Origin of the sequence: Pseudomonas sp. NIBRBAC000502773 (assembly GCF_006517195.1) — a bacterium.
Taxonomy (GTDB): domain Bacteria; phylum Pseudomonadota; class Gammaproteobacteria; order Pseudomonadales; family Pseudomonadaceae; genus Aquipseudomonas; species Aquipseudomonas marginalis.
Genome location: NZ_CP041189.1, coordinates 1,563,676 through 1,581,028 on the forward strand (window position 1 = coordinate 1,563,676; position 17,353 = coordinate 1,581,028).

16 protein-coding genes are annotated in these 17,353 nt (G+C 61.8%); 8 read left to right on the forward strand and 8 right to left on the reverse strand.

Annotated elements, in window-relative coordinates:
• The first annotated feature begins 18 nt into the window (after nt 1-18).
• The 4 genes from purM to NIBR502773_RS07105 all read left to right on the forward strand — a co-directional run bounded on the left by purM (nt 19) and on the right by NIBR502773_RS07105 (nt 2,911).
• Nucleotides 19-1,077 (forward strand): phosphoribosylformylglycinamidine cyclo-ligase, encoded by a 1,059-nt coding sequence (gene purM, locus NIBR502773_RS07090; RefSeq protein ID WP_014719398.1) that lies wholly within the window; start codon nt 19-21, stop codon nt 1,075-1,077.
• Entirely contained in the window at nt 1,077-1,727 is a 651-nt protein-coding gene (gene purN / locus NIBR502773_RS07095) for a phosphoribosylglycinamide formyltransferase (RefSeq protein WP_141155721.1), read from the forward strand. Before purM ends, purN begins: the two co-directional genes overlap by 1 nt.
• A gap of 8 nt (nt 1,728-1,735) precedes the next feature.
• Complete coding sequence (locus NIBR502773_RS07100; RefSeq protein ID WP_065940602.1) at nt 1,736-2,449, forward strand: DUF3108 domain-containing protein; 714 nt, start codon at nt 1,736-1,738, stop codon at nt 2,447-2,449.
• A 273-nt stretch (nt 2,450-2,722) separates the two neighbouring features.
• Nucleotides 2,723-2,911: a hypothetical protein gene (locus NIBR502773_RS07105; RefSeq protein ID WP_065940603.1), complete on the forward strand. Its 189-nt coding sequence runs from the start codon at nt 2,723-2,725 to the stop codon at nt 2,909-2,911.
• 150 nt (nt 2,912-3,061) lie between these two features.
• On the opposite strand, the gene NIBR502773_RS07110 is transcribed toward NIBR502773_RS07105, so the two are convergent.
• The 7 genes from NIBR502773_RS07110 to NIBR502773_RS07140 form a co-directional block, all read right to left on the reverse strand.
• Nucleotides 3,062-3,607, reverse strand: a complete 546-nt coding sequence (locus NIBR502773_RS07110) for a DUF2058 domain-containing protein (protein ID WP_010208656.1) — start codon at nt 3,605-3,607, stop codon at nt 3,062-3,064.
• A 25-nt stretch (nt 3,608-3,632) separates the two neighbouring features.
• Nucleotides 3,633-4,466, reverse strand: a complete 834-nt coding sequence (gene mazG / locus NIBR502773_RS07115; protein ID WP_115486732.1) for a nucleoside triphosphate pyrophosphohydrolase — start codon at nt 4,464-4,466, stop codon at nt 3,633-3,635.
• A gap of 66 nt (nt 4,467-4,532) precedes the next feature.
• Nucleotides 4,533-6,776, reverse strand: a complete 2,244-nt coding sequence (gene relA, locus NIBR502773_RS07120; RefSeq protein ID WP_141155722.1) for a GTP diphosphokinase — start codon at nt 6,774-6,776, stop codon at nt 4,533-4,535.
• 123 nt (nt 6,777-6,899) lie between these two features.
• A complete protein-coding gene (gene rlmD / locus NIBR502773_RS07125) occupies nt 6,900-8,252 on the reverse strand; it encodes a 23S rRNA (uracil(1939)-C(5))-methyltransferase RlmD (protein ID WP_141155723.1) in 1,353 nt (450 codons plus the stop codon).
• On the reverse strand, nt 8,252-9,154 hold the full coding sequence (cysM, locus tag NIBR502773_RS07130; RefSeq protein WP_141155724.1) for a cysteine synthase CysM: 903 nt from the start codon (nt 9,152-9,154) through the stop codon (nt 8,252-8,254). The genes rlmD and cysM overlap by 1 nt, the downstream gene beginning before the upstream one ends.
• A 229-nt stretch (nt 9,155-9,383) precedes the next feature.
• Nucleotides 9,384-9,989, reverse strand: a complete 606-nt coding sequence (locus NIBR502773_RS07135) for a tRNA-uridine aminocarboxypropyltransferase (protein WP_141155725.1) — start codon at nt 9,987-9,989, stop codon at nt 9,384-9,386.
• 5 nt (nt 9,990-9,994) lie between these two features.
• Nucleotides 9,995-10,888, reverse strand: coding sequence for a LysR family transcriptional regulator (locus tag NIBR502773_RS07140; protein WP_065924693.1), 894 nt, complete (start codon nt 10,886-10,888; stop codon nt 9,995-9,997).
• A 149-nt stretch (nt 10,889-11,037) separates the two neighbouring features.
• Here NIBR502773_RS07140 and speB point away from each other — a divergent pair, with 149 nt between their 5' ends.
• The 4 genes from speB to NIBR502773_RS07160 are packed head-to-tail and all read left to right on the forward strand — an operon-like array spanning nt 11,038 to nt 15,353.
• Nucleotides 11,038-11,988, forward strand: a complete 951-nt coding sequence (speB, locus tag NIBR502773_RS07145) for an agmatinase (protein WP_027603787.1) — start codon at nt 11,038-11,040, stop codon at nt 11,986-11,988.
• Nucleotides 11,988-12,410 carry a nuclear transport factor 2 family protein gene (locus tag NIBR502773_RS07150; RefSeq protein ID WP_141155726.1) on the forward strand — a complete coding sequence of 141 codons (423 nt, stop codon included), beginning with the start codon at nt 11,988-11,990 and terminating at the stop codon, nt 12,408-12,410. Before speB ends, NIBR502773_RS07150 begins: the two co-directional genes overlap by 1 nt.
• Before the next feature lie 21 nt (nt 12,411-12,431).
• Nucleotides 12,432-13,946: a cytosine permease gene (locus NIBR502773_RS07155; RefSeq protein WP_141155727.1), complete on the forward strand. Its 1,515-nt coding sequence runs from the start codon at nt 12,432-12,434 to the stop codon at nt 13,944-13,946.
• Between the two features lie 24 nt (nt 13,947-13,970).
• Nucleotides 13,971-15,353: a sodium:solute symporter gene (locus NIBR502773_RS07160; protein ID WP_141155728.1), complete on the forward strand. Its 1,383-nt coding sequence runs from the start codon at nt 13,971-13,973 to the stop codon at nt 15,351-15,353.
• Nucleotides 15,354-15,418: 65 nt separating this feature from the next.
• On the opposite strand, the gene NIBR502773_RS07165 is transcribed toward NIBR502773_RS07160, so the two are convergent.
• Nucleotides 15,419-17,026: an NAD(P)-dependent oxidoreductase gene (locus tag NIBR502773_RS07165; RefSeq protein WP_141155729.1), complete on the reverse strand. Its 1,608-nt coding sequence runs from the start codon at nt 17,024-17,026 to the stop codon at nt 15,419-15,421.
• Nucleotides 17,027-17,353 lie beyond the last annotated feature (327 nt).

The window sequence follows — 17,353 nt, forward strand, 5'->3', positions numbered from 1 at the left end:
CCCCTAAAGGCCTGGATCATGAGCAAGCAACCCTCCCTGAGCTACAAGGACGCCGGTGTAGACATCGACGCCGGTGAAGCATTGGTCGAACGCATCAAGAGCGTTGCCAAGCGCACTGCGCGCCCCGAAGTCATGGGCGGCCTGGGCGGTTTTGGCGCCCTCTGCGAGATCCCGGCCGGCTACAAGCAGCCCGTATTGGTTTCCGGTACCGACGGTGTGGGCACCAAGCTGCGCCTGGCACTGAACCTGAACAAGCACGACAGCATCGGCATCGACCTGGTCGCCATGTGCGTCAACGACCTGGTGGTATGCGGTGCCGAGCCGTTGTTCTTCCTCGACTACTATGCCACCGGCAAGCTGAACGTCGAGACCGCCACGCAGGTGGTGACCGGCATCGGCGCCGGCTGCGAACTGTCGGGTTGCTCCCTGGTCGGCGGCGAAACCGCTGAAATGCCAGGCATGTACGAAGGCGAAGACTACGACCTGGCCGGCTTCTGCGTCGGCGTGGTGGAAAAAGCCGAGATCATCGACGGCTCCAAAGTGGCTGCCGGCGACGCCCTGCTCGCCCTGCCATCCTCCGGCCCGCATTCCAACGGCTACTCGCTGATCCGCAAGATCATCGAAGTGTCCGGTGCCGACATCGAGAACATCCAGCTCGACGGCAAGCCGCTGACCGACCTGCTGATGGCCCCGACCCGCATCTACGTCAAGCCACTGCTCAAGCTGATCAAGGACACCGGCGCGGTCAAGGCCATGGCCCACATCACCGGCGGCGGCCTGCTGGACAACATCCCGCGCGTACTGCCAAAAGGCGCCCAGGCGATCGTCGACGTGGCCAGCTGGCAGCGTCCTGCGGTATTCGACTGGCTGCAGGAAAAAGGCAACGTCAATGAAACCGAAATGCACCGCGTGCTGAACTGCGGCGTGGGCATGGTGATCTGCGTCGCGCAGGAACACGTTGAAACCGCGCTGAACGTATTGCGTGAAGCCGGCGAGCAGCCTTGGGTCATCGGCCAGATCGCCACCGCTGCCGAAGGCGCGGCTCAGGTTGAACTGAAGAACCTCAAGGCTCACTGATGCCTCGGACCTGTGATGTCGTGGTGCTGCTTTCCGGCACCGGCAGTAACTTGCAGGCCCTGATCGACAGCACGCGCACCGGCGACAGCCCGGTGCGCATCGCTGCGGTGATCTCCAACCGCAGCGACGCCTACGGCCTGCAACGCGCCAGGGACGCGGGTATCGAAACCCGCTCGCTGGATCACAAGGCTTTCGAAGGCCGCGAGGCCTTCGACAGCGCCCTGGTCGAACTGATCGACGCCTTCAACCCCCAACTCGTGGTACTGGCCGGTTTCATGCGCATTCTCAGCGCTGGTTTCGTGCGGCACTACGAAGGGCGCCTGCTGAATATCCACCCTTCCCTGCTACCCAAGTACAAAGGCATGCACACGCACCAACGCGCGCTGGATGCCGGTGACAGCGAGCATGGCTGCAGCGTGCACTTCGTCACCGAGGAACTCGATGGCGGGCCTCTGGTCGTACAGGCAGTGGTTCCGGTAGAGTCTGACGACTCGGCGCAGACCCTTGCGCAACGGGTGCATACCCAGGAACACAGGATTTACCCGCTGGCTGTGCGCTGGTTTGCCGAGGGGCGGTTGATTCTTGGTGACCAGGGTGCATTATTGGACGGTCAGTTACTTGCGGCCAGCGGCCACTTGATTCGAACCTAGGAGATTTTATGCGTCGCGCCTTGCTCTTCGCTTTTGCGCTGTTCGCCTTGCCTGCCGTGCAAGCGGCAGATCTACACCCGTTCTCCGCCAGCTACACCGCCGACTGGAAACAGTTGCCCATGAGTGGTTCGGCGGAACGCAGCCTGACCAAGAACGGTGACGGCACCTGGACCTTGAACTTCAAGGCTTCCATGATGATCGCCAGCCTGACCGAAACCAGCGTGATCCTGTTCGACAAGGACACCCTGCAACCGAAGAGCTACGCCTTCGAACGCGGCGGCCTGGGCAAGACCAAGAAGATCAACCTGGACTTCGACCCGTCGACCAAGAAAGTCACAGGCTTTGAAAACAAAGACCCGGTCAATGTGCCCCTGCAAAGCGGCATGCTCGACAAGTCGACCTACCAGTTGGCCTTGCAGCGCGACGTGGCAGCCGGCAAGAAAAGCATGAGCTACAACGTGGTTGAAGGCACCGACGTCGACACCTACGACTTCCGCGTGATCGGCCCGGAAAAGGTCCAGACCAAGGTCGGCAGCATTGACGCGATCAAGGTCGAGCGCGTACGCGACCCGACTCAAAGCAAGCGCATCACCCAGATGTGGTTTGCCAAGGACCAGGGCGGCATCCTGGTTGCCCTGCGTCAGGTTGAGACCGACGGCAAGGAATACAACATCATGCTGCAAGACGGTACCGTTGACGGCAAGGCTGTCAAAGGCAACTGAGTGCGCGGATGAGCTGAACAAGAGCCTCGCTGAATGCGGGGCTTTTTTTCGTCTGGGGTTTTGGGTTCAAGTGTCTGCCGTCATCGGGAGCAAGCCCCCTCCCACATTTGAACTGCGAACACTTTCCCCTGTGGGAGGGAGCTTGCTCCCGATGGTGCCCAACATGAAACTTCTGTCATAAACCTCTAAAGCGGTTTACTTAGCAAGCTAACAAACCGTATAAAAAGACCTGCGACGACTTGCCGCATACCCACCAGAAATTGGAGCAAGCAGATGACTGTAAAAGTAACTGAACGCGACGACGAACATATGTCCCACGAAGCGCTGGGCCATGGGATTCACATCTGGGATGTCCACCAACAAGACCTGCTGGTCGGCATGTTTCACAACGAGAGCGACGCTCATAATTATAAAAACGAGCTCGAAGCCCTTGAGATGAAACGCCAGACGCAAAGCTCCTGAAACTTCGAAATCCTGTAGGCCCCCAGCCCCACGCAGCTGGGGGGCCTGTAAAACACAAACCCCGCCTTTTGAGCGGGGTTTGTGTGTTCTGGGGCTACTTCGCAGCCCAACGCAGGGCACGCCTGCTCACCACAATTCGTTGCTACAGCCTTACCACATCAAATCATCCGGGATCTGGTAGGCCGCATACGGATCATCCTCATCCGGCACCTGGCTTTCGGTCAGGATATTGAGCTGCACGATACGTTCCGGGGCGCGCTCCTGGATCTTCAGCGCGGCTTCACGGGGGATCACCTCGTAGCCGCCACCGTGATGCACGATGGCCAGGGAGCCGTTGCTCAGCTTGTTGCGCATCAAGGTGTTGACCGACAGGCGCTTGACCTTCTTGTCATCCACGAAGTTGTAGTAGTCCTCGGTCGTGAGCTTAGGCAGGCGAGAGGTTTCGATCAGTTGCTTGACCTGGGCCGTACGGGCCTTGGCCTCGGCTTTTTCCTGCTGCTGGCGGTTCAGCTCCTGGTCACGCTTGACCTTCTCGGCCTGGGCTTCGGCAGCCAGGCGAGCCTGGGTGTCATCGGCCTCGATCTGGCCCTTGTGGACCAGGCGCTGCTGTTTCTGTTTCTCTTTGCCGACCTGCTTGGCCTGCTTTTGGTTGACCAGACCTGCTTTGAGCAACTGGTCGCGAAGGGAAAGGCTCATGGTGCTTACTCACTTAGGCAACTGCTCAACCGCAGCTGGACACGTTCTTTTCCTGACGTTTGGCTTCGCCCCACAGGGCGTCCAACTCTTCGAGGGTGCAATCTTCTATGGGTTGGTGGGTATCGCGCAATGCCTGTTCGATAAATCGGAAGCGTCGCTCGAACTTGGCATTGGCGCCACGCAGCGCGGTTTCCGGGTCGACCTTGAGGTGACGGGCCAGGTTGACCGCCGCGAACAGCAGGTCACCGACTTCATCGGCGATGGCCTCCGGGTCGTTGTCGGCCATGGCTTCGAGCACTTCGTCCAGCTCTTCGCGCACGTTATCCACCACCGGCAACGCCGATGGCCAGTCGAAGCCGACCTGGCTGGCGCGCTTCTGCAATTTGGCGGCCCGGGACAGGGACGGCAAGGCGGTGGGCACATCGTCCAGCAGGGACAGCTGCTCCGGCGCGTCGGATTTTTCCGCACGCTCCTCGGCCTTGATCTGCTCCCAACGTTCCTTGACCTGCTCTTCGCTCAGTCGAGGAATATCCAGCGGCGCATACAGATCGCCGGTCGGGAACACATGGGGATGGCGGCGAATCAGCTTGCGGGTGATGCTGTCGATCACCCCGGCAAATTCGAAACGCCCCTCTTCCCGTGCCAGCTGGCTGTAATACACCACCTGGAACAACAGGTCGCCCAACTCACCTTGCAGATGATCAAAGTCGCCGCGCTCGATGGCGTCGGCCACTTCGTAGGCCTCTTCCAGGGTGTGCGGGACAATGGTCGCGTAGGTTTGCTTGATGTCCCACGGGCACCCGTATTGCGGGTCCCGCAGGCGGCTCATCAGGTGCAGCAGGTCTTCAAGTGAATACATCTTTCTGTGTCCGATCAGTGTGGGAGCAAGCCCCCTCCCACATTTAGCCTGCATTCATTCTGCGAATCATGGGGTACGGTTGCGCCGCGTCTCAATGATGTTCGGCAACTGGGAAATCCGCCCCAGCAGCCGCCCCAGTGCGTCCAACCCCGGAATCTCGATGGTCAGAGACATCAACGCGGTGTTGTCCTCTTTATTCGAGCGGGTGTTGACCGCCAACACGTTGATGCGCTCATTGAGCAGCACTTGCGAGACGTCGCGCAGCAGGCCGGAACGGTCGTAGGCACGGATGATGATGTCCACCGGGTAGGTGAGCACCGGCACCGGACCCCAGCTGACCTGGATAATCCGCTCCGGCTCACGCCCACCCAGCTGCAGCACCGAGGCGCAGTCCTGGCGGTGAATGCTCACGCCACGGCCTTGGGTGATGTAGCCGACGATGGCATCCCCCGGCAACGGCTGGCAGCAGCCGGCGATTTGCGTCAGCAGGTTGCCGACGCCCTGGATCTGGATATCGCCGCGCTTGCCGGGCTTGTAGCCGGTGGCCTTGCGTGGGATCAGCTCCAGTTGTTCGTTTCCGCGCTCCGGCTCGACCAGTTGCTGGGCCAGGTTGACCAGTTGCGCCAGGCGCAGGTCGCCGGCACCGAGGGCGGCGAACATGTCTTCGGCAATCTTCATGTTGGCCTTTTCGGCCAGCTTGTCGAAGTCCACCTGGGGCAGGCCCAGGCGACCCAGCTCGCGTTCGAGCAGGGTCTTGCCGGCGGCGACGTTCTGGTCGCGGGCCTGCAGCTTGAACCAATGGACGATCTTCGCCCGCGCCCGCGACGTGGTGATGTAGCCCAGGTTCGGGTTCAGCCAGTCGCGGCTCGGCGTGCCGTGCTTGCTGGTGATGATCTCGACCTGCTCGCCGGTTTGCAGGCTGTAGTTGAGCGGTACGATGCGCCCGTTGATCTTGGCGCCTCTGCAGTTATGGCCGATCTCGGTGTGCACGCGGTAGGCGAAGTCCAGCGGCGTCGCACCCTTGGGCAAGTCGATGGCATGGCCGTCGGGGGTAAAGATGTAGACCCGGTCCGGCTCGATATCCACGCGCAACTGTTCGGCCAGGCCGCCGATGTCGCCGAGTTCTTCGTGCCATTCCAGCACTTGGCGCAGCCAGGAGATTTTCTCCTCGTACTGGTTGGACCCGGCCTTGACGTCGGTGCCCTTGTAGCGCCAGTGCGCGCACACGCCCAGTTCTGCCTCTTCGTGCATGGCGTGGGTGCGGATCTGCACTTCCAGCACCTTGCCCTCGGGGCCGATCACCGCGGTGTGCAGCGAGCGATAGCCGTTTTCCTTGGGGTTGGCGATGTAGTCGTCGAACTCCTTGGGAATGTGCCGCCACAGCGTATGGACGATACCCAGCGCGGTGTAGCAGTCGCGCATTTCCGGCACCAGCACGCGCACGGCGCGCACGTCGTAGATCTGGCTGAAGGCCAGGCCCTTGCGCTGCATTTTGCGCCAGATCGAGTAGATGTGTTTGGCGCGGCCGCTGATGTCGGCATCGACCCCGGTGGCCTGCAGCTCGGCGCGCAACTGGCCCATCACGTCGCTGATAAAGCGCTCACGGTCGAGCCGCCGCTCGTGCAGCAGCGTGGCGATCTGTTTGTATTGATCAGGTTCGAGGTAGCGGAAGGACAAGTCCTCCAGCTCCCACTTGATATGGCCGATACCCAGGCGGTGGGCCAGGGGCGCATAGATGTCGAAGACTTCGCGGGCGACGCGGTTGCGCTTTTCGTCGTCGGAGGTCTTCACCGCACGGATCGCGCAGGTGCGCTCGGCCAGCTTGATCAGGGCGACACGCACGTCGTCGACCATCGCCACCAGCATCTTGCGCAGGTTTTCCACCTGGCCCTGGGTGCCCAGCACCATGGACTGGCGCGGGCTGAGGCTGGCGCTGATGGCGGCCATGCGCAGCACGCCGTCGATCAGCTTGGCCACCACCGCGCCAAAGCGCTGGCTGACGGTCGGCAACTGGATGTGCCCTTCGCGCACGCCGCGATAGAGCACGGCGGCGATCAGCGAGTCCTGGTCCAGCTTGAGATCGGCAAGGATCTCGGCGATTTCCAACCCGGTGCGAAAGCTGGAAGTGCCTTCGGCCCACAGGTTCTTGGCTGCATTGTCTTGTTGCTCAGACTCACGAGCGAACTCGCAGGCTGCTTTCAAGGCTTCACGGTCCAGTGCCGGGTCGACACTGATGGCATGATCCAGCCATGCCTCGAGATTGATACTGCCGTCGGTGTTGATCGGCTGGTGTGCTCTCACCTGTACCATCTTGCTTACCTTCCCTATGACGCACCTTGGATGCGCCAAAATCATCGCCGACCTTTTTACTGCGAGCTCCGTGGCAGATCATAGGCCTTGGAGAACGCAGGCCAGTCGGATTAAACGGGCATCCTAGCCCGCTTCAAATAACGCCATGGCCTCGACATGCGCTGTCTGCGGAAACATGTCGAGGATCCCGGCACGTTTTAGCCGGTAGCCTTGCTTGACCAGCTCAACCGTGTCCCGCGCCAGCGTCGCCGGGTTACAGGACACATACACCAGGCGCTTGGCCCCCAGGGTGGCGAGCTTACGCACAACCTCTTGGGCACCATCGCGGGGTGGGTCCAAGAGTACCGCAGAAAAGCCCTGTTTGGCCCATTCCGCGTCAGTCAACGGCTGGGACAAATCGGCCTGAAAAAACTGCGCATTATGCAAATTGTGGCTGATGGCGTTCCGTGCAGCCCGATCCACCATGGCCTGCACACCTTCCACCGCCACCACTTCGCGCACCCGTTTCGCCAGCGGCAGGGCAAAGTTGCCCAGGCCGCAGAACAGGTCCAGCACCCGCTCATCAGGCTGCGGCGCCAGCCAGTCCAGGGCCTGGGCAACCATCGCCTCGTTGACCCCGGCGTTGACCTGGACAAAATCCCCCGGTCGGTACGCCAACTCCAGGTCCCATGGGTCCAATCGGAAACCTAGTGACTGATCGGGCTCAATCGGTTCCGGCTGGCCTTCACCCTGCAGCCACAGCTGGGCGTCATGGAAGCTGCAGAATTCTTTCAGGATCAGCAGGTCCGCCTCTGACAACGGCGCCATATGCCGCAGCAACACGGCGACGGACGAGCCACTGAACAACTCCACATGCCCCAGGGCCTGAGGTTTGCTCAGGCGGCGCAGCATGTTCGGCAGGCGCTGCATGATCGGTTGCAAGGCCTGTACCAGCACCGGGCAATCATCGATGGCGACGATATCCTGGCTGGCCACGGCGCGGAAACCCACCTCAAGCTTCTTCGCCTTGGCATCCCAGCGCACGGCCACCCGGGCGCGGCGCCGGTAAGCGAATTCCGGCCCACTCAATGGCGCGGCCCACTCCTGCGGTTCGACACCGGCCACGCGGGACAGTTGCTCGGCGAGCATGCGCTGTTTCAGGGCAAGTTGTTCGGCATGGGGCAAGTGCTGCACGCTGCAACCGCCACAGCGACCGAAGTGCGCGCACGGTGCCGGGCGACGCAGCTCGCTGGCCTTGAACACGCGCTCGGTACGGGCCTCGACCACCTTGCCGTGGGTGCCCAATACCCGCGCTTCAACCTCTTCGCCGGCCAGCGCACCGTTGACAAACCAGGTGCGACCTTCAAAGAACACGATGCCGCGGCCGTCGTTGGCCAGGCGCTCGATGGTCAGGCGTTGCTTCTTGCCCACGGGAATCTGTGGGGCCCGGCTGCCGCCCGTCGGTTGGAAGCGCAGGCCTCTCTCGTGCTTGGCCATCAGTTGGGTTCGTCGAAAATGCCGGTCGACAGGTAACGGTCGCCTCGGTCACAGATGATCGCGACGATCACCGCGTTTTCCACTTCCTTGGACAAGCGCAACATACCCGCCACGGCGCCGCCGGACGACACGCCGCAGAAGATGCCTTCTTCACGCGCCAGGCGGCGGGTGGTGTCTTCGGCTTCACGCTGGGCCATGTCGATGATGCGGTCCACGCGCGTCGCGTTGTAGATCTTCGGCAAGTACTCTTCGGGCCAGCGACGAATGCCTGGGATCGCCGCGCCTTCCATCGGTTGCAGGCCGACGATCTGGATCGCCGGGTTCTGCTCCTTGAGGTAGCGCGAGTTGCCCATGATGGTGCCGGTGGTGCCCATGGAACTGACGAAATGGGTGATGGTGCCCTGGGTCTGGCGCCAAATTTCCGGACCGGTGGTGGTGTAGTGCGCTTCGGGGTTGTCCCCATTGGCGAACTGGTCCAGCACCTGGCCACGGCCTTCGGCGGCCATGCGCTCGGCGAGGTCGCGGGCGCCTTCCATGCCTTCTTCCTGGGTGACCAGCACCAACTCGGCGCCATAGGCGGTCATCGCCGCCTTGCGCTCGGCGCTGCCGTTGTCGGGCATGATCAGCACCATCTTGTAGCCCTTGATCGCGGCGGCCATGGCCAGGGCGATCCCGGTATTACCCGAGGTGGCTTCGATCAGGGTGTCGCCGGGCTTGATCTGCCCGCGCAGTTCGGCGCGGGTGATCATCGACAACGCCGGGCGGTCTTTTACCGAGCCGGCCGGGTTGTTGCCTTCGAGCTTGAGCAACAGGGTATTGCTGGTGTCACCCGCCATGCGTTGCAAGCGGACCAGGGGCGTGTTGCCGACGCAATCGGCGATTGTAGGGTACTGCAAGGTCATGGCGTATTCGCAATCCAGACTGCGGGGGCGAACATCATACCGGGAAAGGTCGGCGGGCCATATCACGCAAAGTGTGGTGCTTATGGCTTAAAGGAATAAGCGAGGCGGTGGTGGCTGAGCGGGCGCCATCGGGAGCAAGCCCCCTCCCACACTGGACCGCATTCTCATGCTGGAACTCGGTCGAATGTGGGAGGGGCTTGCCCCCGATGGCCGCGCCTCGATATCCCGCCTAGCGCAAATGCCCATCGCCATGATTTCTCCGAAAGACCTCCTCCCCCATCGCCGCAATCTGCCCTTCGATCAATGCATCAAACGGCTTGAGCAACGGCTCGAACGAAACTGGCGCCTCCAGCACCTGCAACGCCTGCACAATCGCCTCCACCGTCGACAACGCGCCAGGCCCCGGCGCCTTGCGCAGTCGATAGCGGGACACGGCGCCCTCGACCAGCGTCACCCGAGGCAGCGCCGCCAGCAAAGGATTGAGGTGCAGCAGTTTGCGCGCCTTGCGCCAGGTGCCGTCAGGCACCACTAACAATAACGGCTGATCGCCGGGAGCATAGGCTTGCAGCGGCTGGGCATCGTCAGCCGGAAACAACAGCCGCGCCTGATAGCCGGGCGGGTTCAACAGGGTCGGCAGATCATCAAAGACCTCGCCCACTACCAACTGCGCATTGTTCAATCCCAACGCCGCCAGCCGCGCGGTGTTGAGCGCATGATTGACCTCGCTCGGGTGCTGCAAAACAAGCACGCGGGTGCGGCTATCGATGCAGGGAATCAGTGCACACAGGCAATGGGCGGCGGGCCTGAGGCAGCGGGAACAGTGGGGTCGGGACATGGTTTTCAGGCCTGGTTGAGCTGGGCTTTGAGTAGATCGCGGAAGGTCTGGATCAGCGGTTCGCGGCTGCGGCCCCGGCGCATGATCATCGAGAACGGCGCCTGGTAGCCGAAGGTCGCCGGCAGCAATACGCGCAGGTCGCCCTTGTCGGCCCAGGCCTGGGCGTAGTGCTCGGGCAGGTAGCCGATGTAGGCACCCGAGAGCACCAGGATCAACTGCGCCTCCATACTTTCCACCGTCGCGGCGCTGTGTTTGAAGCCGTGGCGCGCCAGTTCGGCCTGGCTCCAGTAGCCGCGCCCGACCATGCGCTGCTGGGTGATCACCTGCTCGGGAATGCGTCGTTCGCTGAACAACGGATGGCGGGTGCTGCAATACAACCAGTGTTGCTCGCGGTACAGCGGCATGTAGATCAGCCCGCTCATGCGGTTGGAGAAGGCACCGATGGCCAGGTCCAGGCGGTTGTCCTGCACGCCGAGTTGCAGTTCATAGGGGCTCATCACCGATAGATTCAGGTGCACCGCCGGGTGCTCCAGGCTGTAGGCGCCGATAACCTCGGCGAACGGCAAGGCCTTGTCGCTCACCGTGGAGTCGAGCACGCCGAGCTTGAGCGTGCCGCGCAGCTCGCCCTTGAGCGCGGCGGCGTATTGCTCGAAGCCTTCCAGCTCACCCAGCAGGCGCAAGGTTTCCTGGTGGAACAGCTCGCCTTTGCTGGTCAGGCTGAACCCACCCCGGCCGCGATGGCACAGCACCAGGCCCAACGCGCTTTCCAACTGGCTCATGTAGGTGCTGATGGCCGAGGTGGACAGGTTGAGTTCGTGCTGGGCGTTGGCGAACCCCTGGTGGCGCACGACGCTGACGAAGATGCGCAGGAGTTTCAGGTCGGGCAAGGCGCTGGCCATGGGCGGCTCCGGGTGTAGATGTGGGCAGTCTACCCTCCCGCATTAGTTTAGAAAAACCTGAACTAAGTATTTGCCCCTGCCGATTCTTCCCTTCCTGCGCTTTTCGCAGAATCGGCCCCTGATAAACACAACAACGATGAGGCAATCCCGTGGACAAGATTTTCCACCAACCACTGGGCGGCAACGAAATGCCGCGCTTCGCCGGCATCGCCACCATGATGCGCCTTCCCCACCTGCAATCGGCCAAGGGCCTGGATGCGGCCTTTATCGGCGTGCCCCTGGACATCGGCACCTCGCTGCGTGCCGGGACCCGCTTCGGGCCGCGTGAAATCCGCGCCGAGTCGGTAATGATCCGCCCCTACAACATGGCCACCGGTGCCGCGCCGTTCGACTCGCTGTCGGTGGCGGACATTGGCGACGTGGCGATCAACACCTTCAACCTGCTGGACGCCGTGCGCATCATCGAAGAGGCCTACGATGAGATTCTCGAGCACAACGTGATCCCGATGACGTTGGGCGGCGACCACACCATCACCCTGCCGATCCTGCGGGCGATCCACAAGAAACACGGCAAGGTCGGGCTGGTGCACATCGATGCCCACGCCGACGTCAACGACCATATGTTCGGCGAGAAAATCGCCCACGGCACCACCTTCCGCCGCGCCGTGGAAGAAGGCCTGCTCGATTGCGACCGCGTGGTGCAGATCGGCCTGCGCGCCCAGGGTTATACCGCCGAAGACTTCAACTGGAGCCGCAAACAGGGCTTTCGCGTAGTGCAGGCCGAAGAATGCTGGCACCACTCCCTCGCGCCACTGATGGCCGAGGTGCGGGAAAAAGTCGGCGGCGGCCCGGTGTACCTGAGCTTCGACATCGACGGCATCGACCCGGCCTGGGCGCCCGGCACCGGCACCCCGGAAATCGGCGGGCTGACCACCATCCAGGCGATCGAAATCATCCGTGGCTGCCAGGGCCTCGACCTGGTTGGTTGTGATCTGGTAGAAGTTTCGCCGCCCTACGACACCACCGGCAACACCTCGCTGCTGGGCGCCAACCTGCTGTACGAGATGCTCTGCGTACTGCCTGGCGTGGCGCACCGCTGATGAGCGTGCCGCAGGTATTGAAAGCCGCCGCCGACCTGGTGTCGGCCTTTGCGCGTAACGACCGCGCCGCCTACTTCGGCGCGTTCACGGCCGATGCCAGCTTTGTGTTCTACACCCTCCCCCAGCCACTGCTCAGTCGCGATGCCTACCAGGCATTGTGGGACAGCTGGCGCCGGGATGAAGGATTTGAGGTGCTGTCCTGCGCCTCAAGTAACGCCGTGGTCAGCCTGCAGGGTGACGTGGCGATATTTATCCATGACGTGGCCACCGAGCTGCGCATGAACGGGGAGCAATTCTTTAGCCAGGAACGCGAGACCATTGTCTTCAAACGCCAAGGATCTCGCACAGAACAACAAGAAGGCCTGTGGCTGGCCTGTCACGAACATTTGTCCGCTATGCCGGAAGGGCTGCCGCCCCCTTAGCCAATGTGATCGGAGCTGATCATGAATAATAAAAACAACGATAAAAGTATTCGCACAATAGAAACCAACGGGGTCGAACAGATCCCGGACAACGAACGTACCGCCACCCCCAAGGATCTGTTCCGCCTGATCTTTGGCGGCGCCAATACCTTTGCCACCGCCGTGCTCGGTTCCTTTCCGGTGCTGTTCGGCCTGTCGTTCCAGGCCGGCGTCTGGGCGATTGTGCTGGGCGTGCTGGTGGGTGCGTTGATCCTGGCGCCGATGGGTCTGTTCGGGCCGATCAATGGCACCAACAACGCGGTGTCTTCCGGTGCGCACTTCGGCGTGCACGGGCGGATTGTCGGCTCGTTTCTGTCATTGCTGACGGCGATTGCCTTCTTCTCACTGTCGGTGTGGAGTTCAGGCGATGCGCTGGTCGGCGGTGCGAAACGGCTGATCGGCCTGCCGGAAACCGACCTGACCCTGGGCCTGGCCTACGGCGTATTCGCCATGCTTGTCCTGACGGTGTGCATCTACGGCTTCCGCTTCATGCTGTGGGTCAACCGCATTGCGGTCTGGGCGGCAAGCCTGCTGTTTCTGTTGGGCATCTTCGCGTTCGCGCCGACCTTCGACAGCCACTTCGCCGGCAGCGTAGCCTTGGGCCAGGCCGGCTTCTGGGCGGCCTTTATCGGCGCGGCGCTGGTGGCCATGAGCAACCCGATTTCCTTCGGGGCGTTCCTGGGTGACTGGTCACGCTATATCCCACGTGAGACGCCGAAAATGCGCATCATGCTGGCGGTAGTCCTGGCACAGATCGCCACCTTGATCCCGTTCCTGTTCGGCCTGGCCACCGCCACCATCGTGGCGATCAAGGCGCCGGACTACATCGCGGCCAACAACTACGTCGGCGGTCTGCTGGCGGTGGCACCCACCTGGTTCTTCCTGCCGGTGTGCCTGATCGCGGTGATTGGCGGCATGTCCACCGGCACCACTTCGCTGTATGGCACCGGACTGGACATGTCCAGCGTGTTCCCACGCCTGCTGTCGCGGGTCAAGGCCACGCTGCTGATCGGGGTGATGTCCATTGCCTTCATCTTTATCGGACGTTTCGCCGCCAACCTGGTGCAGAGCGTATCGACCTTCGCCGTGCTGATCATCACCTGCACCACGCCATGGATGGTGATGATGATCATCGGCCTGATCGTGCGTCGCGGCTTCTACTGCCCGGATGACCTGCAGGTGTTCACCCGGGGTGAAACCGGCGGCCGCTACTGGTTCAGCCATGGCTGGAACTGGCGCGGGCTGGGGGCCTGGATTCCGAGTGCGCTGGTGGGCCTGTGCTTCGTCAACCTGCCGGGGCAGTTTGTCGGGCCGCTGGGCAACCTGGCCGATGGCATCGATATCAGCCTGCCGGTGACGCTGGGGCTGGCGTCGGTGGTGTACCTGACGTTGTTGCGTGTGTTTCCGGAGCCGGCTTCGGTGTATGGCCCCAAGGGTCCGCTTCGCAGCCCTGCGGGAGCAGGCTCCGCTCCCACAACAAGTTCGCCTGTTACCTAAAACAATAATCGGAGACCCGCCGTCATGGCTTTGGATTTATTCGTCGTACTCATCTACGCCGCCGGCATGCTCGTGCTCGGCTATTACGGCATGCGCCGCGCCAAGACCCACGAAGACTACCTGGTGGCCGGTCGCAACCTGGGCCCGTCGCTGTACATGGGCACCATGGCCGCCACGGTACTGGGCGGTGCATCCACCGTCGGTACCGTGCGCCTGGGTTATGTGCATGGCATCTCCGGCTTCTGGCTGTGTGCGGCGCTGGGCATGGGGATCATCGCGCTGAACCTGTTCCTGGCCAAGCCGCTGCTCAAGCTGAAAATCTTCACCGTCACCCAGGTACTGGAAAAACGCTACAACCCCATGGCCCGCCAGGCGAGTGCGGTGATCATGCTGGCCTACGCGCTGATGATCGGCGTGACCTCGATCCTGGCCATCGGCACGGTGCTGCAAGTGCTGTTCGGCCTGCCGTTCTGGATTTCGGTGTTGCTGGGCGGTGGTGTGGTGGTGGTCTACTCGACCATCGGCGGCATGTGGTCGCTGACCCTCACCGACATCGTGCAATTCGTGATCAAGACCGTCGGCCTGATGTTTATCCTGCTGCCGATCTGCCTGTACCGCGTCGGCGGCTGGGACGAACTCGTGGCCAAGCTGCCGGCATCGAGCTTCAGCTTCACCGCGATCGGTTGGGACACGATCATCACCTACTTCATGATCTACTTCTTTGGCATCCTGATCGGCCAGGACATCTGGCAGCGGGTGTTCACCGCCCGTGACGAAAAGGTCGCCAAGTACGCAGGCACTTTCGCCGGCTTCTACTGCATCCTTTACGGCCTCGCCTGTGCGCTGATCGGCATGGCGGCCCATGTGCTGATTCCGGACCTGGACAACGTCAACAACGCGTTCGCGGCCATCGTCAAAGTCTCGCTGCCGGACGGCATCCGCGGCCTGGTGATCGCGGCGGCACTGGCGGCAATGATGTCCACCGCCAGCGCCGGCTTGCTCGCCGCCTCCACCGTATTGACCGAAGACCTGCTGCCACGCCTGCGCGGCGGCAGACAATCGAGCCTGGCAATCAACCGCCTGTTCACGATGCTGACCGGTATCGTCGTGCTGGGCATCGCACTGGTGGTCAATGACGTGATCAGCGCCCTGACCCTGGCCTACAACCTGCTGGTGGGTGGCATGCTGATCCCGCTGATCGGCGCGATCTTCTGGAAGCGCGCGACCACGTCGGGGGCAATCACGTCCATGAGCCTGGGTTTTGTAACGGCGCTGGTGTTCATGTTCAAGGATGGCCTGGATGCGAACACGCCGATCTACTACAGCCTGGCAGTGGCGCTGGTGAGTTTTGTGCTGGTGAGTGTGTTGTCACGCCGGCCAGAGGGGGTCGCGGCCAGCGCAGTTTGAGATAGAGCGGGATTTAGAGCGGTTTCTTCAGCGGGCGCGACGTCGGATGTCGCGCCCGTTTTTTATCATGAGTACATGGCCGAAACTGCGGGTGCCTTTGCCTGGATGATTTCCTCGACCAAGGAGGCCCACACCAATCCCTGGGTGGTGCCGCCGGCATACGTTCCGCCGGCGGCAATGCGGTTGTAGGCGGAGCAATAAACTATCGACAGTCCATCAGGCTCCTCTCCTTCCATGGCCGTGACGACGAACTGTTCTCTGCTCAGTTCAGCAATGCGGGCCGGACTCAGATGCTGGGGCAGGAACCGAACCCCAGCGCGCCGCAAAAGCGCCTCTATCTCATCCATCAAATGCGCAATGCCCAGATCGTCGCCCGATGCGTCAATCAATGGATTGTCGGCCAGAAACTTTTCAAACAGCTCAATGCCTGCACGGTTGCACTCCACGGCCAGGTACTGGTTTCCAGGCGTCAGATAAGCGTTGTCCAGCGGCTTTGCAGTCGTCTCCGTGGCTGAAAGGTGGCGCATGTTCACCTGCTTATGACTGGCGCCATCGCTCTGCTGATGTCCTCCGTAGACCGAAACCTGATAATTGGCCAGGCGGAACATCACGGCTTGGAGCAGGCCGTTGATGCCTCGACCGATGATCGATACGCGCGGCGCGCGGGCATCTGCCTGTTGCGCGGGGATCATCAATGAGTGGGCAAGTTTGCGCCGGACCAGGCAGCGCAAGGCGGTCAGGCTCAGTTGAATCGAGACGGCATAGTCAAGGTCGCCATGGCAGGCTTCAGTCACTGCCGCCTGGGTTGTCAGGGTCGCCGGTTTGCGCCACTTGGAGACACTGCAGCCGAGTGCCTGCGCGCGCACCCGAAATGCATCCAGTGTCCCAGGCCCGTAGTCCAATACAAGCTGGATAGCTTCAGCCGTTGCCAGGGCCCGCAAAGCGTCATCGCTGAAGACATCCGGCTTGGCGACGCAGACCAGGCGAGCCTGCCTGTGCAGGCACTGAATGAGGGCCCGGTCAATGCGATGGGTGGACTCATCATTCAGGGATAAACAGATAGCGACAGCACGGGCCCCCTCCAGCACCTCGAACCAGTCCACGCCAAAGGACACTCGGCTGTCGGAACAGGTTTTGCCGAGAGTGTCCGGCCTCTGACCATGTCGATCCAATACCTTGATCCGAACCTCCGGATCTCGATCAAGCAATAACTTGACCAGCTCCCTGCCCACGTTGCCGTATCCCAGCACACAGATGTCGCGCGGCAGGGAGCCATCGGCCAGTGTCAGCCAGCGCGCCATATAGGCGGCGACATGGGGCGCGTTGACCCCCGGCGTATTGACTACGCGGATGTCGTTGGAGCCGCAAAGGTCCAGTCGCACCTTATCCAGGCTCGTACCTCTGCGGATCAGATGGAGGTCGCCAAACGGGTGGGATATGCGCCATTGGGCGATGACGTCTGCATCGATCGCCTGGTCCCCGACAATGATCGCCGATGGACTCAGGAGACCGATCTGTATGAGCAGATCGTGTTTGGTCAATGTCGGGGGAAAGAACACCACGTTGCTGGGTGCGTGAGCCTTCCAGGCTCTCGACACCGGTGCGAGATGCAGGATATTTCCGGTTATGGCGATGAGTGACGCGGCGACTGGCGGAATGGAAGAGAGCCTCATAGCTGTGTCTCCAACACTTCTGACGGACTGGTGCCTCGCAGAGAGCCCTTCAATAAAGGTGGGGCGTTATTGGAAGGCCGTTGAGGAACTCAACCTACGCTCATGGTTTGAATTGAATAAGCCAGCCACTTCTGATGAACAAGTAGCCTGATTCCGACACGTGAAGGTCAGAGGCCTGACTGACCTGCATGGATTCGGACTACTTGCCTGGGTTACCGAGGGATGACAGACGGTTCCTGAAAGCAAACGCTCGCATCCGAACGATTGTTCAGATCACTGGGGCAAGTGAGTGTTATGGCGTGAGGGTGCTATCACGCAGGCCCGGGG